Here is a 26,628-nt window from a genome sequence, read left to right as displayed (position 1 = left end):
TGTTCCGATAGCCTTAAAGCTTTTCCCACCATAATGTGGAAGGTGGTGAGAGAAGTGCACCTGATGCAACTCCCGCGAGAGGTGCTTTTGGGCGAGAACCTGGTTGAAGAGACCGTTAACGTCGCCAAACGCCTTGGATTAGGGAGGAAAGCCCTCGTGCTCTACGGCCCGAGGACGAAGGGGATAGCAGGAAAAGCGGTGAAGGATGTTCTAAGCGGAGAATATAGCGTTGAGGGCGTGACCGTTAAAGGCGCGACAATGGAGGAGGTTGAGAGGGTTCTTTCAATAGTTCGTGACCATGACTCGGACTGGCTCATAGCGGTCGGCGGCGGGAGTATAATCGACGTTGCAAAACTGGCCTCCTTCAAAGCTGGCGTTCCATTTATCAGTTTTCCTACAACAGCCTCCCACGATGGCATAGCGAGCGCCAACGCTTCAATACGGGATCTCGGACTAAAAACGTCCCTAAAAGCGGTCCCTCCAGTTGCGGTCATCGCGGATGTGAAGGTCATCAGGACCGCTCCCTACCGCTATCTTGCCGCGGGTGTTGGGGACGTTATAAGCAACCTGACGGCAGTTAAAGACTGGCAATTAGCTCACAGGATAAAAGGGGAGTATTACAGTGAGTATGCAGCTTCGCTCAGTCTGATGAGCGCCAAGATGATAATGCGTAACGCGGACATAATAAGGCTCGGCAACGAGGAGAGCGTTAGAAAGGTTGTGAAGGCCCTAATAAGTGGCGGCGTGGCAATGAGCATAGCGGGTTCATCCAGACCGGCGAGCGGTGCCGAGCACCTCTTCAGCCATGCCCTTGATTCCCTCCTCGAAAAACCGGCCCTCCACGGCGAGCAGGTCGGTGTCGGGACGATAATAACCGCCTACCTCCACGGCCTCAAGTGGGAGCGCGTTAGGGAAACCTTAAAGAGGGTTGGTGCGCCAACTAACGCATACGAGCTGGGGATCGAGCCGGAGGTACTCATCAAGGCTCTAACAACAGCCCACACGATAAGGCCCGAGCGCTATACGATCCTCGGGAAGGACGGTCTGACGAGGGAGGCGGCAGAGAAGGCCGCTAAAATCACTGGAGTCATCTGACTGTCATCACTCACGACGGAGGTGTTGAAATGGCAATAATCACGCTAGTTGGGGAAAAGCTGGCAAGACCTGGAGTCGAGTTCATTTTCTATGGTCCAGCGGAGCCTTGCAAGACGTGCAAATTGGCTGGTGTCTGCGTTGGAAACCTCGAACCCGGGCGGAGGTACAAAATCCTGCGCGTAAGAAGCATGCCGTCGCACTCCTGCCCGCTCCATGAGGGCAAGGTGCGCGTGGTGGAAGTGGTCGAACCGAGCATCGAGGTCGCTGTGGAGCCAAGGATGGCGATAGCAGGCTCGGTGATACGGCTGAAGTTCGAGGAGTGCGGTGAAAGGGACAAGCAGGACCTCTTCCGCCCTGAGGGCCTCTTCGAGGGCGACCAGGTGAAGATAATCGAGGTGACCGGGGAGGTCGAGTGCAACGGGAAGACCTACAAGGTCGTCAAGGTGATGAGAAAGAAGGACTAACGCCCCACTTCTGTGAAGGCTATCCTCTCTTCTTTTCCGGCTTTGATTTTGTAGGCCTTCATTTTTCCCTCAAGGAACTCTTCTATTGCCCTCAGCGTTTTCTCGCGCCTCCTTAGGAGTTCCTGCCCTTTCTCAACGTCCACCGCCTTGAACCTCACTCTAGTTCCCGGTCTGCTCTGTGCCAGATGGGGCAGGTCAATGCTTATAACCGTCGCAATCTTCGCGTAACCGCCGGTGGTCTGGGCATCGCGCATCATCACTATAGGCTTTCCGTTCGTAGGAACCTGCACAGTCCCCGGCGCCAGAGGCTCCGTGATGATGTCGGCGCCCTTCCAGGAATGTTCTATCACGGGGCCGTCCATGCGGTAGCCCATCCTGTCTGACTCAGGCATTACGGTGTAGGCCTCGCCCAAGAAGGTCTTCAGACCATCCTCCGTGAAGTGCTTCAAATCGGGGCCGGGGATCACTTTAACGGTTATTTCTTTCGCGGAGTAGTTTGGTCTCAGCTCCTCCGGAAGGCTTTTTCCTTCTTTTCCCGTCAGTATCGTGTAGCCGAGGCTCAGCCTGTCGCCGGCCTTCAGCGGCCTTCCAAGGCTGGCTTTCGGATAGGCGGAGCAGCTCCCCAGAAGCTTCTCGCACTTTATCCCTCCGGCAAAGGCGATGTAGCCGTAGAGGCCACTCCCCAGGGTTCCAACCTCTAGAACATCCCCCCGCTTGGCCCAGTAGCTCGTCCAGGGTTCAACTGGAATGCCGTTGAGTGTGATGTCAGCATCCCCTGCAATGGCAAAGACGACAGATGCATTGAACCTCACCGTCGGCCCGGAAAGAAGGAACTCAAGGAGTGGACTGTTTCCGGGGTTTCCTACGAGGTAGTTGGCTACCCTTGCGGAATAATCGTCCATAAAGCCAGAAACCGGGACGCCGAGTTTTCTGTAGCTGGGCCTTCCGGAGTCCTGAACCGTCAGGAGAGAGGGGACTTTGAGGAGCTCAATCACTTTCCACACCCCCCTCTTCTAGGTAGATCTCCCTGAACTCGCTCTCGTCTATCGGCACGAACTTCACCCTGTCCCCCGGCTGGAGGAGCGTCGGCGGCTCTTTCGACGGGTTGAAGAGCCTCAACGGTGTCCTCCCGATGAGCCGCCAGCCGCCGGGACTTTCAAGGGGGTAAATGCCGGTCTGCCTTCCCGCTATTCCCACAGAGCCTGCGGGCACTTTGAGGCGGGGCCTCTCCAGACGGGGCGCTGCTATGCGCTCGTCCATTCCTCCAAGGTAGGCAAACCCCGGGAGAAAGCCGAGGAAGTAGACGCGGTAAACTTGCTGGGAGTGGATTTCGATGACGTCATCGACGGTGAGGCCGTTGTGTTCCGCCACAAACTCAATGTCTTGGCCGTATTTACCACCATAGACGACGGGAACCTCGATGAGCCTGCCCTCAAAGGACTCGGTCTTCGCGTTCAGCAGCGGCTTTATCGAGGCCTCAACTTCGGTGTAGGAAACCTTCAGCGGGTCGTAGAAGACGTAGAGTGAGGAGTAGGCCGGCACCACCTCCACGAGCCATTCAAAGCTCATCTCCTCTATGGCTCTTGCGACGGCGTGGACCCTGCCGTTTATCTCCTCGTCAATTGTCTCGCCGAAGGACACGGCTATGGCGGAGTCGCCGGAGGGCTTTATTTCCGGTTTCATGGGGTTCACCACACTATCTCCCTCATTGGCACTACCTTCACTCCCTCATCCTCAAGGGCCCTCCTCACGTGGGCCGCTATCTCGACCGCCTTGGGGTTGTCCCCGTGAACGCAGATGGTGTCGACCTTCAGCTCGACCCACTCGCCGTTTATCGCCCTGACTCCGCCATCCTTGACCATTGAAATCACGCGCTCCGCTATCTCATCCTTGTCGTGAATCACCGCCCCTGGTTTCGAGCGGGAAACGAGCGTTCCGTCCGGGTTGTAGGCGCGGTCGGCGAATACCTCGTGGGCCACCCTAACGCCTATCTCCCCCGCTATCTCAGCAGACCTTGAGCCGGAAAGCGTTACGAAGATTAGGTTCTTATCGAAGTCCGCTATCCCTTCAAGGACCGCCCTCGCGAGTGCTTCATCCTTTACAAGGGCGTTGTAGAGTGCCCCGTGGGGCTTAACGTGCTGGAGTTCTAGGCCCTCAGCCCTGGAAAAAGCATGGAGAGCGCCTATCTGGTAGAGGGTGTAGTTCCTAGCCTCCTCAGGTGAGAGTCTCATGTATCTCCTTCCAAAACCTAAGAGGTCTGGATAACCGGGATGCGCACCAACTGCCACCCCATTCTCCTTTGCGAGCCTCACAGTTCTCCTCATGACGATGGGATCGCCGGCGTGCCAGCCTGTCGCAACGTTGGCGCTCGTGATGTACTTCATAACCTCCCCATCGAGGCCGAGATTATATCTTCCAAAGCTCTCTCCGAGGTCAGAGTTGAGGTCAACCCTCATGCTACCACCGGAAGCATTTCGACGGAAATCTAAAAAAGGGTTTCTCCAAGCTGGGATCATGAAGGAAGACGAAAAAGTCAGGATAATCGACGCCGCGATATTCATACAGGGGATGGACGTCGAGGGTGTTACCACACCGAAGGTCGTTGAAGAGGTCAAGGACCCTGAGTCGAGGCTCTTTCTTGAGGGTCTGATCAGCGGGAGGAAGGTTAAGGTTTTAGTCCCATCGCGGGAGAGCATTGAGGTCGTTAAAGGTGCCGCGAAGAGAACGGGCGAGTTAAGCGAACTCAGCGAGGCCGACTTAGAAATCCTCGCACTGGCCTATGAGCTTGGGGGAGTTCTCTTCACCGATGACTACAACCTTCAGAACATAGCTAAAACCCTGGGCATGGAGTTCAGGACCCTCAAGCGCGGCATAAAGCACGTTATCCGCTGGAACTACGTCTGCATCGGCTGTGGGAGGCGTTTTGAAGAGATGCCACCGGAGGGAATCTGTCCTGACTGCGGCAGTCCCGTCAGATTAATTCCAAGGAGGCGCAAGAGAAAGCGCCCCAAACGGGCTCGGCGCTCATAGGGCACGTCATCGCTCCTGCTCAGCCCGTCTTGGATTCCTCATAGCCCGTCCAGGGTGGCGTCAGGTAGCGTTGCTCTTCATAAATCCGCGCAATTCGCTATCATCATCCGCGGTTTAGCCTTGCAGATAATAGGATATAAGCTTTCTCAGCTCAAGGTCCCTCTCCAGTTTGAGCCTCAAAAACCGCCGGAGCTGGCTGTTCTCCGCCACTAACCCGGACAGCTCTATCGCCAGAACTTTGTTGTCCTCGCTCAACCCGTAAGCCTTGAAGCGGAGCGGGGCATACTCCCCTTCAAGCTCCCACACACGTTTTTCAAGCTCTCTGGCTTTTTCTTCCAGCTCATCAAGGTCTCTCAGAGGTTCTTTAAACTCCCCTGTGAGGGTTATCTCAATTACCCTCTCGACTGGGACACCGTATCTCTCGCTCAGTCGGTTTATCTCCCCAGCGAGTTCTGAATCCAGCTCAACTTCAATCCTCCCAAAGCCCTTTTCTGGCTTGATGATGAGCTTCATCCCGTTCACGCTCCATGAACTTTCTCCAGTTCACGTCTCTTCTCCTCGAACTCCGTCTTCAGCTCTGCGTTCTCCTTTTTGAGACGGTCGCGCTCCGTCATCATGAACTCCTTGTCCCTTAGTGCTTTCTCATAGAACTCCCTAAGCTCATCGATTTCTTCCTCCATCCCGCGGAGCTTTTCCTCCAGCCTTTTGATTTTCTCTCTAAGGAACTCCTCCCGCTCGGCAATGAGGGTTTCCTCAACTTTTGGGAGGCTTTTCCTGAGGAGCTCGGTTACGTCCTGGCCTTTGAGGGCTTTAAAGTGCTCCTTGGGGAGCTTAATCTCAGTGGTCTCACTCATCTTTTCCTCCTCTCCAGTTCGGTCTTCCTATCGTAGCAGGTCACATAAAAGGCTAACAGGCCCTTCCACTTCCCGTACGGCTCAATTATCTCTCGCACATCCCTCTCCTTTACCTCTTTCACGCTCTTCCCGAAAATCTTCGCTATTCCACGCCTCAGTCCGAGGTCTCCGGCGGGATAGACGTTCTTCCTTAGGCCGTAGGCCAAAAACAGCTCCGCCGTCCACTTTCCAATACCGCGAAACGTGGTCAGGTACTTTACGGACTCTTTAACACCCCATTCCCACAAGTCGAGGTCGAGCTTTCCAGCAAGGTAAAGCGTGGTGAGGCTCTTTACATAAGTCGCCCGATAGCCGAGTTTTGCCACCTTCAGCTCTCCATCGTCCAGTCCAGCCACTTCTTCAGGGGTCGGGAAGGCGTAGATGTCGCCGACCTGCTTTCCGGCGAGCCTCACGAGGTTCGCAATCGTCCTCTGGGCAAAGTCGAAGTTAACCTGCTGCTGGGCTATTACCTCAATGAGGGCTTGATAGGGACTTGGCGAGGCTGACACTGTGAGGCCGTAGAACTCGTCAATGAGAAAGGCGAATGGTGAGTCGCTTATCTCCGCGTAGAACGAATCCAGATCCGTGTCGAGGCCAAGGATGAAGGTAAGATTCTCCCTAGCCTCTTTCTTCTCCTGCCTTGACCACGAATTCGGAAAGAAGAAGTTCTCTCCGTTGTAACCGGCAACACCGTTCCTAAAGGCCTGGTAGAATATGCCGTTTTCGAACCTCCAGGTGCCGTTGCGTATCATCTCTCCTGAGGTTTTCTCGATATCGACAGCCATCGGTCGAGCCTAACGGGGTTCTCCCTTATATCCTTTAGGGTCGAGACGTAGAGCCTCTTTCCGTCGACGGATCGCTTTACCTGAAGCTCTCCCATTTCCTCAAGGAAGCGGAGGGCATCCTTAACCTCCTCCATCTTTACGCCAAAGGCCTCTTTAAGGAAATCCCAGTATGGCTCATGGTTTGAATGTTTAGCCGCCTCCTTGATGAGTTTCCATGCTATCCTCGCTTTTTCTGACCCGTGTGAGACACGATAGAGTTTTGTCAGGGTTTTGAGTTCCATATTCCAATATCTGAAGGTGCTCCTATAAATCCCTTTTGGGGACGGCAAAAGATTTAAACCATGGAGTGGTATTATCAACGGCGGTGGGGATGAGACTGAAACCTGTTTTCTTTGCCTTTATTTTTCTCCTGGTGATTGGGTTAGCTCCCCTCCTCTCCGCGGCTCAGAACGGTCACGTCGTCTACGTTGCCAAGATAAGTGGAACCATAACCGACTACACGGTGGACCAATTCGCCCGCTACATAAACATCGCCGAGAGGAACCGGGCCGAGGCCCTTATAATTGAGTTCAACACTCCCGGTGGTCTCGGGGATGCCATGATGAAGATAGTCTCGGAGATACAGAACTCCACGGTTCCGGTGATAATCTACGTGGCCCCCCGGGGTGCAATAGCGGCCTCCGCCGGGACGTATATTGCTATGGGCTCTCATCTCATAGCGATGGCCCCGGGAACGAGCATCGGAGCATGTGAGCCGATACTGGGCTACGCCAACAACGGTAGCATAATAAAGGCTCCAGAGAAGATAAGAAACTTTTACACCGCCTATATGCGCTCCCTTGCACAGGAGAGCGGCAGAAACCAGACTGCGGCCGTTGAGTTCATACAGGAAGACCTCAGCCTGACCCCCGAGGAGGCGCTCAAGGCCCACGTTATAGAGGTCATCGCCAACGATGTTCCAAACCTCCTTCAGAAGGCCAACGGTATGAGGACGAAAATTCCCGTGGGAGACAGGGGTTATGTCACCTTCAACTTCACCAATGCAAAGGTCATCACCTTGGGACCCTCTATAACGGACGAACTGGTGAACTTCATAACAAACCCCTCAATAGCCTACGTTCTCCTCAATGTGGGCATTATCGGGCTGATCTTCGGTTTCCTAACTCCCGGCTGGCACGTTCCAGAAACCATTGGGGCAATACTTCTTGTGCTTGGTTTGATAGGCCTCGGCTACTTCGGCTACAACAGTGCGGGATTGCTCCTCATAGTCTTGGCCATGATATTCTTCATAGCAGAGGCCTTCACACCGACCTTCGGTCTCTTCGCCATTGCTGGAACCATTACTTTCCTTCTTGGAGGTATAATGCTCTTTGGAAACAGTGGGGGTGTGTACCTCGTGAGTGAGAATACCTACCACCTCCTCAGGATAGCGATAGTCGTCATGGCAATTCTCCTTGGGCTGTTTTTCCTCTTCGGGGCTGCGGCCGTTGTCAAAGCTCACCGCAGGAGGCCTGAAGCTGGAAAGGAGGAGCTAATCGGAGAAGTCGGGAGAGTGGTTGAGGACCTCGACCCGGAGGGCATTATAAAACTCCACGGCGAGCTTTGGAAGGCAAGGAGCCGGGACGGGCGCGTCATCCGCGTCGGGGAGGAGGTGAAGGTTGTTGAGGTGAACGGCCTTATGCTTACCGTTGAACATGTTGGTGGAGGTGATTGAGGTGACTGGTGTTGGAACGATTGTGTGGGGCATCGTTTTGCTTTTTGTGTTGATAATACTGGCCAGCGCCATAAAGATAGTGAAGGAGTATGAGAGGGCGGTTATCTTCCGCCTCGGAAGGGTCGTTGGCGCGAGGGGCCCAGGACTGTTCTTCATACTCCCAATATTCGAAAAGGCGGTGATAGTTGACCTTCGTACTAGGGTTCTCGACGTCCCGGTTCAGGAGACGATAACCAAGGACAACGTTCCTGTTAGGGTCAATGCAGTCGTTTACTTCCGCGTCATAGACCCTGTCAAGGCGGTTACCCAGGTCAGCAATTACATAATGGCCACGAGCCAGATAGCGCAGACAACGCTGAGGAGCGTCATAGGTCAGGCACATCTGGACGAACTGCTGAGCGAGAGGGAGAAGCTTAACCTCCAGCTCCAGAAGATAATCGATGAGGCAACCGATCCTTGGGGAATAAAAGTTTCAACGGTAGAAATAAAGGACGTCGAGCTCCCAAGCGGAATGCAGAAGGCAATGGCAAAGCAGGCTGAGGCTGAAAGGGAGAGGCGTGCAAGGATTCTCCTGGCCGAAGCCGAGAGGCAGGCCGCTGAAAAGCTCCGCGATGCCGCTGAGATAGTGTCCCAACACCCGATGGCACTCCAGCTCAGGACACTCCAGACCATAAGCGATGTGGCAGGCGATAAGAGCAACGTCATCATCCTACCCCTCCCGATGGAGATGCTTAAGCTCTTCAAGAGCATGAACGAGGCGGCCGAAGCCGTAAAGAAGCTCAGCACGGGAGATGAAAAGGAAGAAAAAGAAACGAAAGAGGAGTAAAAGAGCGCTTTCTTTTTCTATGGCCCCTTTGACCAATTTTTTAAAAATCTCCCAATGTACATTGTTAACCGCAAAGAATAAAAGCATTATACCCATAGCTATTGACTGCAAAGGACAAATCTTGGATGTTAAATTGAGGGCGTACTGTTCATTCCGGAGGTGTTAGCTTTGGAGGGCCGTTCGATTGTTTTTGCATCGGGAAAGGGTGGAACTGGTAAAACAACGACGGTTGCAAATCTCGGTGTTGCCCTGGCTCAGTTTAAAAAGGAAGTCCTCCTCTTGGATGCCGATATAACGATGGCCAACCTGAGCCTCGTTCTCGGCATGGAGGATATTCCAATAACCCTGCACGATGTGCTGGCCAGGGAAGCAGACCTCAAGGACGCCATATATGAGGGCCCAGCTGGGGTCAAGGTAATCCCGGGAGGGCTCAGCTTGGAGAAGATAAAGAAGGGAAAACCTGAGAGGCTCAGGGAGCTTATGAGGGAGATAAGCCAGATGGCTGACTTCATCCTCATCGACGCTCCTGCAGGACTTGAACTTACCTCGGTTACGGCGCTTCTCATCGGTAAAGAGCTTATCATCGTCACCAACCCGGAGATATCGGCCATCACTGATTCCCTCAAGACCAAGCTCATAGCAGAGAAGCTCGGAACGCTCCCGCTCGGTGCCGTCCTCAACAGGGTTACCAACGAGAAGACGGAACTCACACAGGAGGAGATCGAGGCCATCCTCGAGGTTCCAGTTCTGTCCATGATTCCGGAGGATCCGGAGGTCAAACGCGCTTCGGCATACGGTGTGCCCCTCGTCATTAAGAACCCCACTAGTCCAGCAGCTATAGCCATAAAACAGCTCGCAGCAAAGCTTGCTGGCATCAAGTGGCAGGCTCCCGAGCCGGAAAGCCCGATCAAAAGGGTCTTCAAAGCTCTCTTTGGGGGGAAGAAGTGATGACAGACGTCATCCTGTACGGGGTTATCATCATCCTCCTCATCCTCGTCATAGTTCTCCTGATGCTCTACATATCCGCGAAGAACAACCCGTACTACGTCGTCTACGACGAGGAAACCAAGAGTGCCCTCAAGAGGCGTGTCGGTACCCTTAAGGAGGATCTCGAGAGCGAGCTTGTTGACTTCGACGTTGAGGAGTGGGAAAAGACCCTTGAGGAGTCCATAGACGAGGAAGTCAAGAACCTCTGAAGTGTGTCCCCCTTTCACTCCTTTTGTTACTGAATCCTCCGGGCTAGTAACTCTTAAAAATCCGTTTTTCATACCCCTAAGGGGGTGGGCGCGATGGTGCTCCGGCTCGGCTATTCAAACAGGATAGTCGAGATCTCCGAGAACACCATCTACGTCTTTAATGGAAGGCTCTTCAGCGCGCCCCTCGAGGAAGTCATCAGGTACTATACAATGGGGGATGTGCTTCTTCCTCCAGCGATAAAAGAAGTCGCAGGGAGTGTGGCAAAGGTCCTTCTTCGTACAGGGGGTTTCAATTGGAAACCAGTTGAGGGCGCCTTCGCCCCGATTGGGAATTAGTGGATAACCATTAACAGCGCCCCATTAACAGTTCTTTTTTTGAAACCGTCTTTTTCAAAACTATAGGTTGAAAAAGTTTAAGTATCCCTCCAATCTATAATACAAACTACACAAGAGCACCGGAGGGATACGAATGAAGGCCAAGGTCAAGATAATGGACATGTACAGCGGCAGGTATTCCGTGTTCATAAATGAAAAAGAAGCCAAGGCAGTGAAGTTACACCCTGATGACCTTGTTAGAATAGAGGCGGGAAAGAAAACGGTTTATGGGAGTGTTATCATAAGCAACCTCGTTGAAGGTGGCACCATTGGAATAGGCAGGGACATACTCCAGCTCCACAACTTCTCTGAGGGTGAAGTTGTTTCGGTGTTCCCCACTGGAACCCCTGAGAGCGTCCGCTACATAAAGAAGAAGATGAATGGTGAGAAGCTCCGGAAGGTGGAGATAGAAGCCATAATCAGGGACATCGTTGACAGGAAGCTCCGCGACATAGAGATAAGCTCGTTCGTCACCTCCCTTGAGATAAACGGCCTAGACATGGACGAAATAGCCGCTTTGACGATAGCCATGGCTGAGACCGGCGACATGCTTGACATCGACAGGAAGCCGATAATGGATGTCCACAGCATCGGAGGTGTTCCAGGGAACAAGACCAACATCCTTGTCGTACCCATAGTTGCAGCGGCCGGTCTCACCATACCAAAGACTAGCTCTAGGGCTATAACCAGCGCCGCGGGTACTGCCGATGTAGTTGAGGTCTTCGCGGATGTAAGCTTCTCCCTCGACGAAATCAAGAGGGTAGTTGAGAAGGTCGGCGCATGCCTCGTCTGGGGTGGCGCTTTGAACCTCGCCCCGGCAGATGACATTACAATTAAGGCCGAGCGCGCCCTCAGTGTTGACCCAACCGGCCTCATGCTCGCGAGCATAATGTCGAAGAAGTACGCAATGGGCAGCCAGTACGTCCTTATAGACATCCCCACAGGAAAAGGGGTTAAAGTTGAGACCGTTGACCAGGCCAGAACCCTGGCAAGGGACTTCATAGAGCTTGGGAAGAGACTTGGGCAGTATGTTGAGGTTGCGATAACTTACGGCGGCCAGCCGATAGGCCACACCGTTGGTCCAGCCCTCGAGGCTAGGGAGGCACTCTCAGCCCTCATGACGGGAACCGGCCCCGGAAGCCTCATAGAGAAGGCAACCGGTCTCGCCGGCGTTCTCTTGGAGATGGGTGGTATTGCACAGGAAGGGGCAGGTAAGAAGATGGCGAAGGAAATCCTGGAGAGTGGAAAGGCCTGGGAGAAGATGAAGGAGATCATAGAGGAGCAGGGTGGCGACCCAGGCATAAAACCCGAGGACATAGCAGTGGGCGACAAGACCTACACATTCATCGCCCAGGCCAGCGGTTACGTTACCGCGATAGACAACAGAGCGATAACTGCAATAGCCAGATCCGCTGGAGCACCTGAAGACAAGGGGGCAGGACTGGAACTCTACGTCAAGGTCGGTGAGAAAGTCAAAGAAGGTGACCCGCTCTTCACAATCCACGCCGAGAACGAGGCGAGGCTCGACCAAGCCATAGTCTTCGCAAGGAGGACCGAGCCGATAAGAATAGAGGGAATGGTTCTCCAGAGGATAGGAAACATCTAAAGGGTTCCTTTAATACCCATTCGCTGTACTTTGTCTCTCCAGCCTTCTTATCCTTTCTTGTAACTCAACTCATCCTAAAACCCTGAAGTCTATCGCGACGTTGAACTGCCTCGGTGCGTAAGGGCGGACCTTTCTTCTGTCTAAAAACTCCACCGCAAGACCCAGCTCTCGGGCAATAGCTTTTATCTTCACTTCGTGCTCGGAGTAGAGGCCCCCCTCGGGGCCAAAGCCGTAATAGTGGATTATCCCGCCGTGTTTAACGCTCAGCATTGCCTTCTTTAAAAAGCGGTCGGCGAACTTGGGGAGATTCATTATGGCACGGTCGACCCTGATCCGGCCGGCAATCTTTCTCACATCGCCGAGGATCGGGATGACGTTGCTGGCTTTGTTGAGGCATATGTTCTCCTCAAGATAACGAATCGCCCAGGGGTTTAAATCAACGGCGAAGACAAGCTTTGCCTTCCTTGCGAGGAGTATTGAGTATGGACCGGCACCGGCAAACATGTCGAGGATGACCTCACCAGGCCGCGTCTTCTCAAAAACCCTCATCCTCTCCGTGGCGAGCCGCGGGGTGTAGTAAACCCTCGCGACGTCGAGTTTCAGTCTTATCCCGTTCTCGCGGTGGAGAGTTTCCGTTCTCTTTTCACCGGCCAGAGGGATAAGCTCTCTAACGCGGTATTGCCCTGAAACCTTGCCCCCCTTGGCAAAGACGGCCTTTATATGGCGGTGGACTTTTAGGATCGCCTCGCCGATGGCCCCTCCGTACGGCATCAGCTCTTCGGGCAGCTCGACTATCGCGATGTCGCCGATGATGTCAAAGGAACTCGGCAGGAGCGGCTTAAACTCTTTCGGGACTTCAACGATATCACGGTAGCTGTTGGGTCTCCTCTCAATTCTCTTGAACTCTTCTTCAACGATCTCAAATCCATCGACAGGCTCGGTAACAGGGAAAAGGACGGAATCCTCCTCTCGTTTTATGTAGTATCCCTTAGCTAGGACTCCGAGTTCGAGGAGCTTCCTTCTGATCATTTCAGCCTCTTCTTTGGGGACTTTTACGGCGAGCATCGATGAGGGATGGGAGGGGGGATTAAAAAGAGTTGCCCCCTGGGCAAGTGTTCATTTAAATGACCTTGAAAAAATCTAGGGGGTACCAAATTCCCAGCCATTACGGAAGCTTAATGAGTGAAGGCGGCGAGAAACTTTGCTCTCACGAAGTTTTATCAAAGCTCGCGGTTCGTCTTAAATCTTCAGTTTGGAAATCTCACTGAAAACGCTGGAGCGAATTTTGAATTCCATTTGTTAGTTTGCGTTTTAACGAGAGTTCCCCTTCAGTGACACCCCCGGCATTATTCTTGTAGCGAAACATTACAAGTCATCAAGAAAGATAAAACCCTCTTAAAACTGAAAACTTCTTAGAAGAGACATGCGAACCTTGATCAAACTTCACGAGCAAGCCTTCTCCAAAAGTTTCACCAAAAGTTTGTAGCTCTCCAAGTTATTCATTTGGGAAAGTTTGGTTTTCTTCTCTCAAGAACCTCCATCTTCGACGAGAACAACGAATGAAATGGTGGGCTTAACATAAATCCCTTAAAATGCGGCTTTAAGAGAGTTCTCGTCCAAAATGATTGAGTTCAAGTAGAAAAACCCTTCATAAATGCACTTCAAGAAGGAGCTACGAACTTTGATGAAACTTTTGCTTGGCAAAAGTTTCTTATGGTGGGCCCGCGGGGATTCGAACCCCGGACCTTCACCGTGTCAGGGTGACGTCATAACCAGTCTAGACCACGGGCCCATCCCCGGGATGGTGGACCGGCCGGGATTTGAACCCGGGGCCTCCGCCTTGCCAAGGCGGCGCTCATACCAGGCTGAGCTACCGGCCCACTCCCGCTGACGCCGTAATCACCTATCAGGGTGGGTTTATAAATTTTGCGGTTAGGCGTTCATTTGAATGCCGACAGTAGGATATTCACGGAGTTACTTTTTCTTCTGAAAAGCCTCGCCCTTTAGGGCGGGGAGGAGGTCAGACGGTTGATATATCAAAGGATGTGAGCAATGATAAGGCCTGGGCGGTCATTATGGGGGGTAAAAACCTATCAAAGCCGCACTACAGAGATGATAGAAACCGCTCGCATGGAACCTAAAAAGTTCGGGGGATTGAGCGGAAACTTAAAAAGCTCGGAATGATTTGAATATCTACTAAAATAAAGGTTGTGTTGGACGCTTCTATTCTGATAAGCGCCTTAAATTCCAAGGACTCTAAACGGAGTCCTTAGGTTAAGATCCTTAACCTCCTCAGAGAGGATAAGTTGGTGAATGACGGTTCTAAAGAGACGCTCCAGGAGATGGAGGAAACATTAGCTATTATTGGGTCGCTCACCGGGAAGATCCAAAAGGCAAGAGCTATCTACAACCCATCCCGGATAATACTGTAAAATGCCCCCAAGATGAAGTCTGGGAAGGATAAGAGGCTTCTTGTTAAAGTAGTTGGCCATGAAGATGATGCCGGAATCCAAAGACTCTTAAGTTCATTAAAATATTCACCATAACAAACATTAAAGGGTGACATCAATGAGCTTAGATCCCCTTTCTGAAGCCAAAGGGATTGAGAAGGAGATTATAGCCTGGCGCAGGGACTTCCACATGCATCCCGAGCTCAAGTACGAGGAGGAAAGGACCTCCAAAATAGCCGAGGAGCACCTGCGCAAGTGGGGATATTCAATTAAACGCGTTGGAACCGGGATAATAGCGGATATAGGGGAAGGGAATAAAACAATAGCACTCCGCGCTGACATGGATGCCCTGCCGATTCAGGAGGAAACCGATGTTTCATATAAGTCTAGAATCCCCGGAAAGATGCACGCCTGCGGTCACGACGCCCATACGGCCATGCTATTGGGAGCGGCAAAGATAATAGCAGAGCATAGAGAGGAGCTTAATGGGAGGGTGCGCCTTATCTTTCAGCCGGCTGAAGAAGGCGGCAATGGAGCGGTGAGAATGATCGAAGGAGGTGCCCTAGAGGGTGTCAACGCCATCTTCGGCTTCCACGTCTGGATGGACCTTCCAAGCGGAGTCATAGGTATTAGGGACGGTCCGTTTTTAGCTGGGGCAGGGTTCTTTGGGGCGAGGATAATAGGAAAAGGCGGACACGGTGCTTTTCCCCACGAGGCAATAGATCCGATACCAATAGCCTCCGAGATAGTATTGGCCCTTCAGACGATAGTGAGTAGGAACGTGAACCCGATAGAGACAGGCGTTGTGAGCGTTACGGCCATAAACGGGGGCACGGCCTTCAACGTCATCCCAGAAGAGGTAACCCTGAAGGGGACCTTCCGCTACTACCAGCCGGAGATTGGAGAGATGATAAAGAGGAGAACGGCAGAGGTAATCGGAGGCATCGCCAAAACCCACGGCGCCCGGGCGGAGTTTGACATCAACAACCTCGTCCCCCCGACGATAAACTCGAAGGAGATGGCAGACTTCGTGAGGAAAGTAGCCAGGAGATACGGTCTGAGGTGGGGGAAGGTTGCGATGTCAATGGGCGCTGAGGACTTTGCCTACTACCTCCAGCGCGTTCCAGGGGCCTTCCTCGCACTAGGGATAAGAAACGAGGAAAAGGGTATAATCTACCCACACCACCACCCGCGCTTTGACATCGATGAGGACGTCCTTCACCTAGGAACCGCAATGGAGGTTGCACTGGCATTTGAGTTCTCAAGATCCTAGACGAGTCTTTTTCCTTTTATTGGCACTTCCACTTTCTCTTCCGCCTCTATATACTTCACAACTTCTCTTTCCAAAACCGTTAGAACCCTCCCAAATCCAAGATCCCCTGCTCTGGCCACAGCGGCAGGGACAGCCTCTAAACTCCCCCAGAGGAACAGGCTCGCCTTCCCGGGTCTTCCAGGGAGGGACTTTAAAACATAGTAAGAGTCACCAACTTTCCCAGCCTCTTTAAGCTCGTGAACGCCGGCAAAAAGATCTCTGAAGCTCGAGAACCACATATCATAAGAACTCTGGAACCTTCCCGCGACGAGTTCGAGGGATCTGACGGCTTCCCATGGGAAGAACGGGAGCGGCTTGACTTCCACGGATTCAAACCCCTCCGTTCGAATCTCCACGAGAACTCCATCGTAGAGAACCCACCTAAAACCCAGCTTTCTGTAAAAGCCCAACGCACTCTCATCCGGCTGGGTGGTTACAAACTCAACCCCCTTTCGATTGCGACGTTCTCAATGAACCCAACGAGTGCCCGTCCGATACCCGCCCTCCTAAAATCCGGGTGAACCTCGATAACGTCGATGTGAGCTATCTTCAGCACTTTCCCACTTATGGGCTCAGTAGAGAAGAACGTCTCCGCCTCCCCTACTACTCTGCCCTCGAGTTCCGCGACAACCGGGAGCTGCTTCTCAATGAGGAGGGCGTTTATATGAGCCGAGCAGGTCTCAACGCTCATCCAGGGGCCGCCGTGGAGGTAGCGCTCCCCAACGGAAAGGCTGGAGAGGTCTTCGTCGGCGGTGTGAACGCTCACTATATCCCTAACATCATCCAGAGTTGCCTTCCTGACCGTCAGCATCCTTCCCACCGAGATAGCCAAACTTCTTGAGAATGTGCATCACGGCCTCGGCACCACCGTCCCCGTAGGGCTTTTCCGTTACATAGTCGGCCTTTTTCTTTAGGCTCTCCGGGGCCTGTGCTATTGCAATGCGGTAGCCGGCGACACGGAAGGCATCGAGGTCATTCTCGCCGTCACCGACGTGGGCCACCTCATTGGGATTTATCCCGAGGAGCTCACAGGCTTTCTCTATCCCGGTTCCCTTGTTGATCCATGGCTTCTTTATGTGGATTGCAAAGCCGGAATCCACTGCAACTAGGTTAAGTCCAAGCTCCTTTATGATCCCCCTCACAGCTTCTACTGGAACGGTTCTCCTCACTACTATGCCGGCCTTTCGCTCCATCGTCGAGTAGCTCAGTTCGGCCTCAGGATAGCGCCTCTTGAGCTCGCTCCAGAGTATCCACTCCTCGTTCATATCAGTCAGAAAAACGCGCTTCCTCATCGTCCCCTCCCCCTTCAGCGAGAGCGCACCACCGTCCTCCGCTATGACCGGTCCACTAGTGCCGATGAAGACAGCCGCGGCTTCCGCGAAGGGAACCGAGTTCCCCGTGACGAGCATCACAGGAAGGCCGAGCTTTTCTGCCAGTCTAATGGCCTTTAATGCGTCTATACTGAGCGTTCTGTCTCTATAGGTAATTGTTCCGTCCACGTCAAGGGATATTGCCTTTATCATTCTCTCACCCGAAAGCGGGAAGGAAGAAGCGGATATAAGACTTTCTACCCACTAATGGTCCTTCATGATCTCACGCAGAACACTTGTCGCGTAAATCCCCTTAGGAAGGAAGAAGCGGAAGCACATGCCCATTTCGGGGACGTAGCCGTAGGTCAGCCCAAGGGGTCTTATCAAAAGCTCCCTCCTACCCCCTGGCTCGGCCATTGGCTTTGGGAGCTTTTTGAAGATTTCAAGGCTCAGGTTCTCTTCTTCCAAAATTTCTCCTTCCAGCCTTCCCGGGATCCCTTTTGCCCTTCTCATTGAGAAACCGAAGAGCGGGCCCGAAACCACGGCCTGGCCTTTCTGTATCGTTCCGTTCACAAAATTGATGTTCGTCTCAGTGACGCGGTAGGTTCTGTCGCGGTAGGGGATGCCCCCCTTCATCTGAACCACGATGTCACCAACTAGTGCCCTGTTAAGGGACAACCCCTCCTCGATTCTCCGCGAGAGGTAATGGTTGAAGAGGTAGCTCTGGTAGGCGTGGATGAAGATGCGCATTATCGGGAGCGGTAGGGACAGGAAGGCTCTCCTCCAGCTTCCGGTTTCCTTGTAGCGGTGGAGTAGGGTTCTCTCATACCTCAGGAAGTTTGGAAACTCCTCCAGAGCTTTGTCCACATCGCCGATCTCCCAGAAGTGCCTTCTAGCCTCGTCCCCTTCCAGTCCACCTTCATGAGCACCGAGGAAGAGCCTTGCCGCACCCTCAAAGTCGCCCCACAGGAGTAACTTTCCAACGAGGTGGTTCGTAACGCGCTTTTCTCCAAAGCGCTGGTGGCCAAAGTAGTTTGGAAAGCCACCCTTCTGGCGGAGCTCCCTTATTATAGTCCGGGTTCGCTCAAATGCATCCTCACCAACGTCCCTAACGATTATCCTGAAGCGGTTGCCGAGGAGGTGGCCGAGCTTGATGAACCTCCCATACGAGACGAACCTGAGCTCAACATCCCGTATTTGAACGCCCTCAACCCTCTCCTTTGTTTTAATAGGCACGCTTATGTACTGGAAGGTCACGGCATGCCGGTCTTTCGTCCCCGCGAAGCCGATATCTCTGTATCTCATCTCAGCGCGCTTTGCTATCTCCTTTATGACACTCATCGTATCCCAGTTCTGCTTTTTGAGGAGAAAAATCGCGTGCTTTCTTCCCTCGAAGATTGAAGGAAGGGGATCTTCCACAACCACAAAATCTTCAGGCTGAACTTTTATTCTCCCGCCTATCCCTGGGGTTTCGCTCAGGTAGCGGAACCGAGAAAAGAACTCACGGTAGTCCATGCCTCACACCAGCTTCAAGTGTCCGGTAACCTTATCTACCAGCTCCTCCGGAGCCGGCCCAATCGCGAGAACCGTTATCGTGCCGGGGGGGATCTCGGTTAAGCCGGCGTCCCTGATGAGGGCCGTTGGAATGTTGAGCTTCTCAGCCTCAACCTTTAGCTTGAAAATCTCCTCGAGGTTTTCGGCCTTTACGACAACCTTCTTCTGACCCTCATGGAACCATGCCTCGAACCACTCCGGTTTTTCCTTCTGGGCTTTAAGTGTCGCCATAACAGCCCCGTGGGCAACCTGAACAGCAAACTTGCCTTTGCTGAGCTTTAAGTCCCTCCGCGAGACTATGACCTGCTTGTACTTGAACATGACCCATCCCTAAGGCTCTGGAAGGGCAAGCTTATAAACTTAGAGGAAGAAAAGGAAAAAGCTCAGAGATCCTGTGCCACTTCATCTTCAGATTCCTTAGGCTCCCCTTCCTTCTTCGGGAGTCCTCCTGGCCTGCGCTGCTTCTTCCGTTCAAGTTTCTCCCTGAGGGCCTCTGCATCGCTCCAGTACTTGTAAGCAACTCCCGCCAGGACTATCGTCAGTAGAAGCAGGATTATTGCAAGGGGTTCCCATCCGTTGGACGGCTGGTAGTATTCCGTTGCAAGCTTGTACAGTGCCCTTGCGTCCTCTGTGGAGTTGTCCTTCGAAATGCTCTGGTTGGCGAGTTTGGTTATCTCATCAAAGGTTACGTAAGGTGAGATTACGCCGAGGACGTTTCTGCTGAATCCTTCGGGGTTGGTTGAGTTGCTGAGGAGTTCTTTGAGGTAGGTGGGGATTTCATCCTCCGATGGCCAGACCTTGACGGCCTTGACAACAACCCTGGGGGGTACGCTGTCGACGGTTACAACGTTTCCGAGGTTCATCACATGCTTGCCGCCAAGCGGGTCGAAGTAAACGAGGCTCGCCCTGACGTTTGAGAGGGCCTCTCTGGTTACCTTCAGGTCAAGCTGGATAGATTTGCTCTCCCCGGCCTTTATGGTTCCCACCTTCACAGTAGACTCGCCGCTGAGGCCCGCTGGAAGGTCGAGGTAGAGCGTGGCGTTCTTTATGAACTCAAAGTTGGGGTTGCCATTGGCCGCGCTCAATGTGAACTTAACCTTCACGGTCTTGTTGACCTCTGAGGTCACGTAGTTGGCCCAGGTGCCATTGTACGCGAGAGCTGTGGCACTCAGGTCCGGGAGACCGTAGACCTGTATACCGCTCAGAACGCCCGAGTATATCGTCTTCTTCTTTCCAGTTTCGAGACTCTGATCGTCGTAGAAAGTCACAACCGCACGCCCGATGCTAAACTGCCCAACCTTTGTTGGTTTGAGCACGTATATGAGGGCGGGCATGCTCGAAAAGGCCGGGAGGTTCTGGAGGTTCCAGGTCTTGGTCATGCTGACGAGTTCAAACCCGTTCGGTATCGGGGCTGCTACGTTGACGTCGTAGGCGTCTCCCCTGCCAAGGTTCTTCACGTTTATCATGACAACTATGTTGTCTCCGAGCATTACCGACTTCGGGAGGGCATCTATAGTGGCGACGAGGTTTGCAGGCCTGAGTATGGGAGTCACCGTGGTGTTCTCGGGAGCGTAGACCCGTATGGTGGCCCTATCATAGTTAGGCTCCACATTCTGGACTGATAACTTGAGGGGGGTGTTGGGGACCGGCTTGGGCACATCGCCGACGGTGAGAAGCAGGTTTCCAAGGTTGTGGTTCCCCTCAAGTACATCAACCCTCGCAACGTCTGGTATTGCTGACACCAGCTTGACGTAGTACGTGGTGTTTCCTACCTTGACTGGCAGTTTTTCACCCTCATAGAGAAGTCCAGTATAAACTAAGACGGTCTGTCCCGACTGCGGCGGGTTGGATCCGCCACCGTTTTTCCTTATTATCTTAAAGTTCGTGGACGCGACCTTGGGCAGATAAACCTCAAAGTCCGCGCTCTTGTCGGTCGATGCTTTGACCTTTATGTACATGTAGTAGTTGTAGGTGTAACCATCTCCGAGCTTGTAGCCGATGCCCTGACCGCTCCCATCGTCAATGGTAAGGGTCAGCGGGTTGGTCTGGTAGGGAAGGTAAACCTTGAACTCCGCTGCTATGTTAGTAGACTTGTAGAGCTGTATCTTAATCTTTGGAAATATTGAAGGCAGGGAATAGTACTGTCCCTCCGTAAGATTCACGTCGTTTATGAGCTGGTGGGGGGATTCGATGTTAAGGTAAAGGGTTGGCTTGTTGTCCTGGGACCACAAGTTGACAGTTAAGATTAAGGTGGGATTATCTTGGTTGGGATAGTAGAGGGTCTCTCCGTCGTTGAGTATATACTCACTGCTCTTCGCTCCATCGAACAGGCTTATCTCAGCCTTGTTGAAAGATGGGTTCGTGTCGACGAAGGTTATCGTGTATGGACCAAGGGTCACTTTGTCCCCCAGGCCGAGTCCAACGGAGTTAATCTCCGCGTAGGGAATACTAGGGGACTGTGCCGCTATTACCCTGCCAACGGCAGCGGTGGACAGCAAGAACATCCCCAGCAGGATTAAAGCAATGGCCTTTTTCATACCTTCAGCCTCCAGTGGTGTTCGGGAAGTTACCTAAAGGGAAATGTGATGGACAGTATAAAGACCTTATGGTGTGAGCCTTCTCCTATCCCTTGGGAAGAGTATAACCTCGCGGATGTTGTTGAGGTCGAGCATTTGCTTTATCAGCCTTTCTGCACCGAGACCGAAGCCACCGTGTGGGGGCATGCCGTAGCGGAAGGTTCTGAGGTAGAATTCGAAGTTAGCTGGGTTGAGTTCCTTCTCCCGTATCTGCTCTTCAAGCACTTCAAGACGGTGTTCCCTCTGGCCGCCCGAGGTTATCTCTACACCGCGGTACTCGAGGTCGAAGGCGCGGCAGATCTCGGGCTGATCGTCGTACTTCATGATGTAGAACGGCTTGGCCTCGCTCGGGTACTGGTAGAGGAAGTAGAGGGAGGTGTTCTCGTTTTCGAGCATGTACTTCCCAAGGAGCTTCTCACCCTCGGTGTCTATGTCCTCGCCCCATTCTATGATCTTGCCAAGGTCAGCCAAGATCTCAAGGGCTTTATCGTAGCTCACGCGCGGGAAGGGCAGTTTAGGCTCCTCCAGCCCGAAGTTGATGATTTCCAGTTCCTTAAAGTTGTGCTCGCGGACGTAGGTGATAGCATAAGAAACCAGCCTCTCAAGGAGGTTCATGACCTCCTCCTCATTCTCGATGAAGGCCATCTCGGCATCGATGCTCCAGGCCTCGTTGAGGTGCCTTGTGGTGTTGTGCTCTTCAGCTCTAAAAATCGGCGCTATCTCGTAGACCCTGTCCAGACCGCTTGCCATCATTATCTGCTTGTAGAGCTGAGGACTTTGGGCCAGAAAAGCGTCCCTCTCAAAGTACTTCATCGGGAATAACTCCGTCCCCCCCTCTGTTGCCGTTGCTATAATCTTCGGCGTGTGTATCTCAATAAAGCCTTCGTTATAGAAGAAGTCCCTAACCGCCTTAAAAACGCTGGAACGTATTTTGAATATCGCCATTACCTCCGGTCTTCTGAGGTCCATGAAGCGGTTGTCCAGTCTAGTATCGAGTTCCGCCTTCACTTTCCCGGTAGGATCGAGCGGGAGGGGCGTTTCAGCCCGGTTAAGGATTTCGAGCTTCTCGGGAAGGATTTCAAAGCCAAGTTTTGCCTTGGGTGTGAAGTTAACTGTGCCCTCTACTGCGACGACGTCCTCAGCGTTGAGCTTTGGAATGAGCTTGAACAGCTCAGGGTCAACTTTCTTCTTCGGTACGGTGACCTGGACTATCCCTTCCCTGTCTCTTATCCAGAGGAACTTGATTCCACCGAGGTCTTTGGCCTCCCAAACCCATCCGGCCACCCTAACGCGCTGACCGTTCAGCTCCTCTGTAATCTGGCTTGAGTAGTGCGTCCTGTACATCCCAACGACCTCCCTTATTAAATTAGAAAAGTCAGATGAAGCTTATCTTCACCTCTATCCCAGCCATCTGGGACATTATATCCTCCAGTACGTCAGGCCGTGCGGGGAGCTTCTTCCTATCCCTGTTAAGAACGAGAACCTTGTAGTAGTTCCCACCACCGGGTTTGTAGACGATGTTGACTCCAAAGACCCCCGCTGGGTAGAGCAGGTCAGTGGCGAGCTTCTTGAGATCTTCGGTGTCTTTAATCTCAGCTGCCTCGATGACCCTTATGCGCTTTCCAAGCTCCCTCATTAGGGTTTTGATGTTCTTTCCACTCTTTCCTATGGTTATGGGAACGTCCCCTTCACCGACCATTATAACTATCAGGTCCCCAGCCTCGACGGCCTTTTTAAACTCCATATCAACGTCGCCAAGAAGCTTATAGAGTAAGCGTGCCACCCTCACATCAAGCTCTGAAATCACACCTTCCTGAAGCTTTTTTTCATCAGCAGGGCATAGAATATCGTCGGTTTTCAAACACACCTCACAGATTGGCGCCTTCATCCGCTCACCTCCTCGATTGAAGAATGACCTTAAAGGGCTAACCTTTAATTCCGGGAGGCATTTAAAAATCTTATTATAAGAGAAAACCGGCGGAAAGTTCAGATTTCGCCCTCTATCTCGCGCATTATACGCTCGATGAACTCGACGGTGAAGCGATGTCTTCCATCGGCAATCCCTCTTGCCGTTTTGGTGTACATCAAACCCTTCAGCTTCAGTATCTTCTCCTCAAAATGCCTCAGCGAATCCTCAATGCTCCTACCGTGCTCGCCGGAGTACATAAAAACCCTTGCGACGCCGATGGCCCCTATTGCATCAAGCTTGTCCGCGTCGCTCAGGATTTTAGCCTCCAGCGTTTCCGGCTCCGGACCGCGGGAGAAGCGGTGGGCCTCGATGGCATGAGCAACGGCTTCAACCTTCTCCTCCGGATAGCCAAGGCTCCTCAGGAAGTGCCTTGCTATCCTAGCTCCCTCAACCGCATGGTCCTCAACCTTTCCAGAGCTCTCAAGGGGCCTCGCGACGTCGTGGAGGAGTGAAGCCAAAGCAAGAACCTCGAGGTCAGCACCCTCCTCCTTTCCTATGTGGAGGCAGAGGTTGAAAACACGCTCGACGTGGGAGAAACCGTGCGTCCCATCACGTTCAAAGAAGTGCCTCACGTACTCCCTCGTACGCCCTATAAGCTTGATACTCCTCGGATCGCTTATGAAATCAGTGAGCTTCAATCGAATCACCCAAGGACCTCATCGACGAGCAACTTTAAAAGCCCAACGATTTCCCTGTGGACACTTAAGGAGATGCCGTCCACAGTGGGGGTTAGCCCCTTGGAAACGCCGTCTATCAGCCCTGCATCCATCATTGCCCTAACAGCTTTTTCCTCGTCCCAATCCTCCAATAGGTTCTTCCCGAGTTGGATTGACACCTCTGCAAGGAGTCCGTAGGCGCCCCAGTTCGAGACAGCCGAAAGGAGGAGCTCATCAGTCTCAACGACGCTCGCTATCATATCCCCATGGGGGACATGCCTAACAATTAGGTCCCGTATCCTTCCCATGCCGACTTCGTTTCCACCATCACCGATTCCTATTGTAGGGATGCCGAGTTCTTTGGCCCCAGTAACCGCCCAGTCAAAGGTTTCCCGCGTTATCTCCGCTCCGCTCATGGAGTAATACCCTCCGTCAGCAGCCTTTCCCGGTGTTTCGATGGCTATAACAAGGGAGTAATTGCTTACATCGGGGTTTTCCACGAAGTCAACCCTGAAGGGTCTCAGGGCCCTTCCCACCTCGGGGTACGTTAGGACTTCAACCCTTCCTCCGAGGATCTGGATGGCCTTCGCGAGCGCCAGTGCCCCCGGTGGTCCGTCCGTCTCCGGAACCATGGTTGGGGGTATTGGAAAGCCTGTGACGATTAAAACGTGCTCATAATTATTTAAAAGTATTTTTGCAGAATTATGTAAAAAATTGGGGTTCCTCCTCCGGTAGTAGAGGTAAACCCCCAGGACACCGCGGTTCCCGACGTCTGTGTTTATCAGATGGGCTATCATTGCTCATTCCCCTTCCTGACCTCCTCCTCGCCGTGAATGGCGAGGGTTCTGACAAATTAACCCCTCGCTAAAGACGGGGAAGTTTACGGGCACTCATCCACCTACTCCCGTCACCAGTTTCAGCTCAGCCCGAAGGCCGGGTCTTCGGCCCGTTACCCCTACCACAGAGCGGATTGGGGTTATCGTTCCAAAGGCCCACTCGTTAGTTTCAGACTGCCTCAGCGGGCAGTCTTTTGAAGACGCTTAACAGCGTCAAACCACTCTAAAGCAGAGTGGTAACGTGAAACCCCTCATCTCATCGGGTTGTTCTTGAGTGGCCTCTCCGAGGCCTTATTAAGTTGCAAAAACTTAAAAGGGTTTCGACGGTTTAAGGGTAGTTGGGTGGTTTACTGCATCCCTACCCTGAAGGGCGAGGCCTTCTGGAAGAAAAAGGTAAACAACGATTCGTACTTTCCTGCCCTTCACTGCCTCCTTCAACTTCCACCACAGTTCAGTCGGTTCCTCGCTCCTATGGGTCAGCTCGTGGCCGTTCTCCATCTTAACCTTTTTCTCCTCGTATTCCACAAAAATCCCACTCTCGTTGAATATTTCTTTCATTCTCTTCCCCCCAGGATTTTTCTAAGCTCGTGAAGGGTTCTTATTTCATAGTCCGCCATGTGGTAGCCGGGCTCTCTCCCTCTGTTTATCCAGGCGGTGGCCATCCCAACGTTCTTTGCACCGTAGACGTCCTGGCTGAGGGAATCACCCACCATAATGGCCTCTTCAGGATCAACTCCCAGCCTCTCAAGGGCGTAGAGGAAAACGCCTGGCTCGGGCTTTATGGCCCTAACATCCTCTCTCGTGACCACTACCTTAAAGTAGCCACTTAAGCCTGCCAGTTCAAGTTTGAGCCTTTGGTATTCAGGCCCGCTGGTTATGACACCGAGTCTGTAGCCCTCATCCTTAAGCCACTCGAGGGTCGGGACCGTGTCCGGGTAAACGTGGAGCTTGTGAGGATAGCGCTTCATGAGTTCCCCATAGTCCATATCGAGGTCGAAGAGCTTAAAGAAGAAGTTCCAGTCGTGCCAGTCGTATGTTTCCCGCCTGTTAAATATCTCATTTAAGAAGCGTTCCCTGGCTCTTTCCCTGTCCACCCCAAGCTTCTTCGAGAGCCTCTCGTAGACCTGCGGTAGGAACATCTCTATGAGGGGCATCTCCGTTAGCAGGGTCCCGTCTATGTCGAAGAACACCGCCTCCATACTATCACCACTTCTTGACCAGCAGGGAGAGTATCTCAACCTCCCTGTCGAGGTTCTCGTCGATTATGACCCCCCAGATTATGTCCTTTTCGGAGAGTACCTCCTGGAAGTTCTTAAGTATTCTGTGTGCGTTCATCAGGGGAAACTCGCTCCCAACGAGGATACCTACAAGGCCACGCTCCCAGATTCCCCAGTGCCAGTTGAAGTCAACCCTGTGGAGGAGGCGGAGGATTCCGACGTTTCCGCCCTTTATCATGTTAAAGAGATCCGCGTAATCTATGTTTACGAGCATCTGACTCTCAAGGTAGTAGTGTAAGCGGGAGAACATCTCCGCTATGTGCCGTGAGGCGGCATGGAAGGCCGTGGCGAGGGGTTCGTCAGGCCCCGAGAAAAAGTCCCATAGGGAGTCGTAGAAGACGGTCTCAAAATCATCTGCCCAGGGGGGCTTTCCCTCGTGTACGAGTTCCCTCCGGGGTGTGAGGACGTAGGCGAGTTTTATCGTGTCGGAGGGAACGCTCTCTATTATTATCTGGCGGACGAGGTGGTTTGCTTCCTTATCCTCGAAGATAAGCCAGAGAAATGTGTTTTTCGGAAGGCGGGAGAAGAAGTCGCGGAGCTTTTTTTCGTAAGTTTTGGCGCGGGGCATGAGGAGATAGGCGGGGTTAACGGTAACCCTAACCGTACCGTCCGCGCTTATGTTGTTGACGATTCGAGCACCGGCATTCCCTATTCCAACGAACAGGTGAGTAAATGATTCCATCGCCACCCCTAAAAGGAAAATA

General features: G+C 52.8%; 31 protein-coding genes and 2 tRNA genes. 10 read left to right on the top strand and 23 right to left on the bottom strand.

Translation table 11 applies throughout. From position 1 onward, the window contains the following. Positions 1–33: 33 nt before the first annotated feature. Entirely contained in the window at positions 34–1,095 is a 1,062-nt protein-coding gene (locus tag MV421_RS07620) for an NAD(P)-dependent glycerol-1-phosphate dehydrogenase (protein WP_297518104.1), read from the top strand. Positions 1,096–1,124: 29 nt separating this feature from the next. Beyond that, positions 1,125–1,559, top strand: coding sequence for a UPF0179 family protein (locus tag MV421_RS07615; protein WP_297420060.1), 435 nt, complete (start codon positions 1,125–1,127; stop codon positions 1,557–1,559). On the opposite strand, the gene MV421_RS07610 is transcribed toward MV421_RS07615, so the two are convergent. The 3 genes from MV421_RS07610 to MV421_RS07600 are packed head-to-tail and all read right to left on the bottom strand — an operon-like array spanning position 1,556 to position 4,015. Continuing rightward, a complete protein-coding gene (locus tag MV421_RS07610) occupies positions 1,556–2,554 on the bottom strand; it encodes a biotin-dependent carboxyltransferase family protein (protein WP_297420057.1) in 999 nt (332 codons plus the stop codon). The two genes, MV421_RS07615 and MV421_RS07610, sit on opposite strands and share 4 nt — an antisense overlap. After that, positions 2,547–3,242, bottom strand: a complete 696-nt coding sequence (gene pxpB, locus MV421_RS07605; protein ID WP_297420053.1) for a 5-oxoprolinase subunit PxpB — start codon at positions 3,240–3,242, stop codon at positions 2,547–2,549. The genes MV421_RS07610 and pxpB overlap by 8 nt, the downstream gene beginning before the upstream one ends. A gap of 5 nt (positions 3,243–3,247) precedes the next feature. Beyond that, positions 3,248–4,015: a LamB/YcsF family protein gene (locus MV421_RS07600; RefSeq protein ID WP_297421698.1), complete on the bottom strand. Its 768-nt coding sequence runs from the start codon at positions 4,013–4,015 to the stop codon at positions 3,248–3,250. A gap of 58 nt (positions 4,016–4,073) precedes the next feature. Here MV421_RS07600 and MV421_RS07595 point away from each other — a divergent pair, with 58 nt between their 5' ends. Further along, the gene (locus MV421_RS07595; protein ID WP_297421696.1) at positions 4,074–4,589 is read left to right on the top strand and encodes a type II toxin-antitoxin system VapC family toxin; all 516 of its coding nucleotides are present in this window, start codon (positions 4,074–4,076) and stop codon (positions 4,587–4,589) included. Between the two features lie 114 nt (positions 4,590–4,703). On the opposite strand, the gene MV421_RS07590 is transcribed toward MV421_RS07595, so the two are convergent. From MV421_RS07590 to MV421_RS07575, 4 genes are read right to left on the bottom strand one after another with little or no spacing between them, the layout of a single operon-like run. Further along, entirely contained in the window at positions 4,704–5,102 is a 399-nt protein-coding gene (locus MV421_RS07590) for a hypothetical protein (RefSeq protein WP_297421704.1), read from the bottom strand. 5 nt (positions 5,103–5,107) lie between these two features. Beyond that, positions 5,108–5,443: a hypothetical protein gene (locus tag MV421_RS07585; RefSeq protein WP_297503264.1), complete on the bottom strand. Its 336-nt coding sequence runs from the start codon at positions 5,441–5,443 to the stop codon at positions 5,108–5,110. Then, positions 5,440–6,267 carry a DNA-3-methyladenine glycosylase gene (locus MV421_RS07580; RefSeq protein WP_297421691.1) on the bottom strand — a complete coding sequence of 276 codons (828 nt, stop codon included), beginning with the start codon at positions 6,265–6,267 and terminating at the stop codon, positions 5,440–5,442. Before MV421_RS07580 ends, MV421_RS07585 begins: the two co-directional genes overlap by 4 nt. Beyond that, entirely contained in the window at positions 6,231–6,548 is a 318-nt protein-coding gene (locus MV421_RS07575) for a hypothetical protein (protein ID WP_297503262.1), read from the bottom strand. Before MV421_RS07575 ends, MV421_RS07580 begins: the two co-directional genes overlap by 37 nt. A gap of 89 nt (positions 6,549–6,637) precedes the next feature. On the opposite strand from MV421_RS07575, the gene MV421_RS07570 reads away from it, so the two are divergent. The 6 genes from MV421_RS07570 (at position 6,638) to MV421_RS07545 (ending at position 11,984) form a co-directional block, all read left to right on the top strand. Next, a complete protein-coding gene (locus tag MV421_RS07570) occupies positions 6,638–7,981 on the top strand; it encodes a nodulation protein NfeD (RefSeq protein WP_297421702.1) in 1,344 nt (447 codons plus the stop codon). A 1-nt stretch (position 7,982) separates the two neighbouring features. After that, positions 7,983–8,807 (top strand): slipin family protein, encoded by an 825-nt coding sequence (locus MV421_RS07565; protein ID WP_297421687.1) that lies wholly within the window; start codon positions 7,983–7,985, stop codon positions 8,805–8,807. A 168-nt stretch (positions 8,808–8,975) separates the two neighbouring features. Continuing rightward, on the top strand, positions 8,976–9,755 hold the full coding sequence (gene minD, locus MV421_RS07560) for a cell division ATPase MinD (protein WP_297421685.1): 780 nt from the start codon (positions 8,976–8,978) through the stop codon (positions 9,753–9,755). After that, positions 9,755–10,003: a hypothetical protein gene (locus MV421_RS07555; RefSeq protein ID WP_297421700.1), complete on the top strand. Its 249-nt coding sequence runs from the start codon at positions 9,755–9,757 to the stop codon at positions 10,001–10,003. The genes minD and MV421_RS07555 overlap by 1 nt, the downstream gene beginning before the upstream one ends. A 93-nt stretch (positions 10,004–10,096) precedes the next feature. Next, positions 10,097–10,339 (top strand): hypothetical protein, encoded by a 243-nt coding sequence (locus MV421_RS07550; RefSeq protein ID WP_297421683.1) that lies wholly within the window; start codon positions 10,097–10,099, stop codon positions 10,337–10,339. A 133-nt stretch (positions 10,340–10,472) separates the two neighbouring features. After that, positions 10,473–11,984 carry an AMP phosphorylase gene (locus MV421_RS07545; RefSeq protein WP_297421682.1) on the top strand — a complete coding sequence of 504 codons (1,512 nt, stop codon included), beginning with the start codon at positions 10,473–10,475 and terminating at the stop codon, positions 11,982–11,984. 69 nt (positions 11,985–12,053) lie between these two features. On the opposite strand, the gene MV421_RS07540 is transcribed toward MV421_RS07545, so the two are convergent. The 3 genes from MV421_RS07540 to MV421_RS07530 all read right to left on the bottom strand — a co-directional run bounded on the left by MV421_RS07540 (position 12,054) and on the right by MV421_RS07530 (position 13,864). Beyond that, on the bottom strand, positions 12,054–13,049 hold the full coding sequence (locus tag MV421_RS07540; RefSeq protein ID WP_297421680.1) for a class I SAM-dependent methyltransferase family protein: 996 nt from the start codon (positions 13,047–13,049) through the stop codon (positions 12,054–12,056). Positions 13,050–13,698: 649 nt separating this feature from the next. After that, positions 13,699–13,776, bottom strand: a tRNA-Val gene (locus MV421_RS07535). A 10-nt stretch (positions 13,777–13,786) separates the two neighbouring features. After that, a tRNA-Ala gene (locus MV421_RS07530) sits at positions 13,787–13,864 on the bottom strand. A gap of 688 nt (positions 13,865–14,552) precedes the next feature. Here MV421_RS07530 and MV421_RS07525 point away from each other — a divergent pair. Next, the gene (locus tag MV421_RS07525) at positions 14,553–15,707 is read left to right on the top strand and encodes a M20 family metallopeptidase (protein ID WP_297418321.1); all 1,155 of its coding nucleotides are present in this window, start codon (positions 14,553–14,555) and stop codon (positions 15,705–15,707) included. Here the strand turns inward: MV421_RS07525 and MV421_RS07520 are convergent. The 13 genes from MV421_RS07520 to MV421_RS07460 form a co-directional block, all read right to left on the bottom strand. Beyond that, positions 15,704–16,156 (bottom strand): hypothetical protein, encoded by a 453-nt coding sequence (locus MV421_RS07520; RefSeq protein WP_297518101.1) that lies wholly within the window; start codon positions 16,154–16,156, stop codon positions 15,704–15,706. The two genes, MV421_RS07525 and MV421_RS07520, sit on opposite strands and share 4 nt — an antisense overlap. A 23-nt stretch (positions 16,157–16,179) precedes the next feature. Then, positions 16,180–16,557: a GNAT family N-acetyltransferase gene (locus MV421_RS07515; protein WP_297518097.1), complete on the bottom strand. Its 378-nt coding sequence runs from the start codon at positions 16,555–16,557 to the stop codon at positions 16,180–16,182. Further along, the gene (locus MV421_RS07510; RefSeq protein ID WP_297418315.1) at positions 16,526–17,269 is read right to left on the bottom strand and encodes a phosphoglycolate phosphatase; all 744 of its coding nucleotides are present in this window, start codon (positions 17,267–17,269) and stop codon (positions 16,526–16,528) included. Before MV421_RS07510 ends, MV421_RS07515 begins: the two co-directional genes overlap by 32 nt. A 51-nt stretch (positions 17,270–17,320) precedes the next feature. After that, a complete protein-coding gene (truD, locus tag MV421_RS07505) occupies positions 17,321–18,571 on the bottom strand; it encodes a tRNA pseudouridine(13) synthase TruD (RefSeq protein WP_297418312.1) in 1,251 nt (416 codons plus the stop codon). 3 nt (positions 18,572–18,574) lie between these two features. After that, positions 18,575–18,931 carry a peptidyl-tRNA hydrolase Pth2 gene (pth2, locus tag MV421_RS07500; protein ID WP_297418309.1) on the bottom strand — a complete coding sequence of 119 codons (357 nt, stop codon included), beginning with the start codon at positions 18,929–18,931 and terminating at the stop codon, positions 18,575–18,577. Between the two features lie 62 nt (positions 18,932–18,993). Next, positions 18,994–21,147, bottom strand: a complete 2,154-nt coding sequence (locus MV421_RS07495; RefSeq protein ID WP_297418306.1) for a hypothetical protein — start codon at positions 21,145–21,147, stop codon at positions 18,994–18,996. Between the two features lie 66 nt (positions 21,148–21,213). Then, positions 21,214–22,530: an aspartate--tRNA(Asn) ligase gene (gene aspS, locus MV421_RS07490; RefSeq protein ID WP_297418303.1), complete on the bottom strand. Its 1,317-nt coding sequence runs from the start codon at positions 22,528–22,530 to the stop codon at positions 21,214–21,216. 31 nt (positions 22,531–22,561) lie between these two features. Then, entirely contained in the window at positions 22,562–23,074 is a 513-nt protein-coding gene (locus MV421_RS07485) for a KH domain-containing protein (RefSeq protein WP_297418300.1), read from the bottom strand. Positions 23,075–23,172: 98 nt separating this feature from the next. Next, complete coding sequence (locus tag MV421_RS07480; RefSeq protein WP_297418298.1) at positions 23,173–23,793, bottom strand: HD domain-containing protein; 621 nt, start codon at positions 23,791–23,793, stop codon at positions 23,173–23,175. Positions 23,794–23,798: 5 nt separating this feature from the next. Continuing rightward, positions 23,799–24,608, bottom strand: a complete 810-nt coding sequence (locus tag MV421_RS07475) for a DUF4392 domain-containing protein (protein ID WP_297418295.1) — start codon at positions 24,606–24,608, stop codon at positions 23,799–23,801. Between the two features lie 348 nt (positions 24,609–24,956). Continuing rightward, a complete protein-coding gene (locus tag MV421_RS07470) occupies positions 24,957–25,205 on the bottom strand; it encodes a hypothetical protein (protein WP_297418335.1) in 249 nt (82 codons plus the stop codon). Further along, positions 25,202–25,846 (bottom strand): HAD family hydrolase, encoded by a 645-nt coding sequence (locus tag MV421_RS07465; RefSeq protein ID WP_297418292.1) that lies wholly within the window; start codon positions 25,844–25,846, stop codon positions 25,202–25,204. Before MV421_RS07465 ends, MV421_RS07470 begins: the two co-directional genes overlap by 4 nt. A gap of 4 nt (positions 25,847–25,850) precedes the next feature. Then, positions 25,851–26,606 carry a hypothetical protein gene (locus tag MV421_RS07460; RefSeq protein ID WP_297418290.1) on the bottom strand — a complete coding sequence of 252 codons (756 nt, stop codon included), beginning with the start codon at positions 26,604–26,606 and terminating at the stop codon, positions 25,851–25,853. Positions 26,607–26,628 lie beyond the last annotated feature (22 nt).

Source organism: Thermococcus sp. (assembly GCF_027023865.1).
Lineage (GTDB): Archaea > Methanobacteriota_B > Thermococci > Thermococcales > Thermococcaceae > Thermococcus.
This window is presented reverse-complemented; position numbering and strand designations above follow the sequence as displayed.

Excerpts from the sequence above, each read along its gene's own strand:
- MV421_RS07620 (WP_297518104.1), top strand. The coding sequence starts at position 34 with ATGTGGAAGGTGGTGAGAGAAGTGCACCTGATGCAACTCCCGCGAGAG.
- MV421_RS07615 (WP_297420060.1), top strand. The coding sequence starts at position 1,125 with ATGGCAATAATCACGCTAGTTGGGGAAAAGCTGGCAAGACCTGGAGTC.
- pxpB (WP_297420053.1), bottom strand. The coding sequence starts at position 3,242 with ATGAAACCGGAAATAAAGCCCTCCGGCGACTCCGCCATAGCCGTGTCC.
- MV421_RS07600 (WP_297421698.1), bottom strand. The coding sequence starts at position 4,015 with ATGAGGGTTGACCTCAACTCTGACCTCGGAGAGAGCTTTGGAAGATAT.
- MV421_RS07595 (WP_297421696.1), top strand. The coding sequence starts at position 4,074 with ATGAAGGAAGACGAAAAAGTCAGGATAATCGACGCCGCGATATTCATA.
- MV421_RS07590 (WP_297421704.1), bottom strand. The coding sequence starts at position 5,102 with ATGAAGCTCATCATCAAGCCAGAAAAGGGCTTTGGGAGGATTGAAGTT.
- MV421_RS07585 (WP_297503264.1), bottom strand. The coding sequence starts at position 5,443 with ATGAGTGAGACCACTGAGATTAAGCTCCCCAAGGAGCACTTTAAAGCC.
- MV421_RS07580 (WP_297421691.1), bottom strand. The coding sequence starts at position 6,267 with ATGGCTGTCGATATCGAGAAAACCTCAGGAGAGATGATACGCAACGGC.
- MV421_RS07575 (WP_297503262.1), bottom strand. The coding sequence starts at position 6,548 with ATGGAACTCAAAACCCTGACAAAACTCTATCGTGTCTCACACGGGTCA.
- MV421_RS07570 (WP_297421702.1), top strand. The coding sequence starts at position 6,638 with ATGAGACTGAAACCTGTTTTCTTTGCCTTTATTTTTCTCCTGGTGATT.
- MV421_RS07555 (WP_297421700.1), top strand. The coding sequence starts at position 9,755 with ATGACAGACGTCATCCTGTACGGGGTTATCATCATCCTCCTCATCCTC.
- MV421_RS07550 (WP_297421683.1), top strand. The coding sequence starts at position 10,097 with ATGGTGCTCCGGCTCGGCTATTCAAACAGGATAGTCGAGATCTCCGAG.
- MV421_RS07545 (WP_297421682.1), top strand. The coding sequence starts at position 10,473 with ATGAAGGCCAAGGTCAAGATAATGGACATGTACAGCGGCAGGTATTCC.
- MV421_RS07540 (WP_297421680.1), bottom strand. The coding sequence starts at position 13,049 with ATGCTCGCCGTAAAAGTCCCCAAAGAAGAGGCTGAAATGATCAGAAGG.
- MV421_RS07525 (WP_297418321.1), top strand. The coding sequence starts at position 14,553 with ATGAGCTTAGATCCCCTTTCTGAAGCCAAAGGGATTGAGAAGGAGATT.
- MV421_RS07515 (WP_297518097.1), bottom strand. The coding sequence starts at position 16,557 with ATGCTGACGGTCAGGAAGGCAACTCTGGATGATGTTAGGGATATAGTG.
- MV421_RS07510 (WP_297418315.1), bottom strand. The coding sequence starts at position 17,269 with ATGATAAAGGCAATATCCCTTGACGTGGACGGAACAATTACCTATAGA.
- truD (WP_297418312.1), bottom strand. The coding sequence starts at position 18,571 with ATGGACTACCGTGAGTTCTTTTCTCGGTTCCGCTACCTGAGCGAAACC.
- pth2 (WP_297418309.1), bottom strand. The coding sequence starts at position 18,931 with ATGTTCAAGTACAAGCAGGTCATAGTCTCGCGGAGGGACTTAAAGCTC.
- MV421_RS07495 (WP_297418306.1), bottom strand. The coding sequence starts at position 21,147 with ATGAAAAAGGCCATTGCTTTAATCCTGCTGGGGATGTTCTTGCTGTCC.
- aspS (WP_297418303.1), bottom strand. The coding sequence starts at position 22,530 with ATGTACAGGACGCACTACTCAAGCCAGATTACAGAGGAGCTGAACGGT.
- MV421_RS07485 (WP_297418300.1), bottom strand. The coding sequence starts at position 23,074 with ATGAAGGCGCCAATCTGTGAGGTGTGTTTGAAAACCGACGATATTCTA.
- MV421_RS07475 (WP_297418295.1), bottom strand. The coding sequence starts at position 24,608 with ATGATAGCCCATCTGATAAACACAGACGTCGGGAACCGCGGTGTCCTG.
- MV421_RS07470 (WP_297418335.1), bottom strand. The coding sequence starts at position 25,205 with ATGAAAGAAATATTCAACGAGAGTGGGATTTTTGTGGAATACGAGGAG.
- MV421_RS07465 (WP_297418292.1), bottom strand. The coding sequence starts at position 25,846 with ATGGAGGCGGTGTTCTTCGACATAGACGGGACCCTGCTAACGGAGATG.
- MV421_RS07460 (WP_297418290.1), bottom strand. The coding sequence starts at position 26,606 with ATGGAATCATTTACTCACCTGTTCGTTGGAATAGGGAATGCCGGTGCT.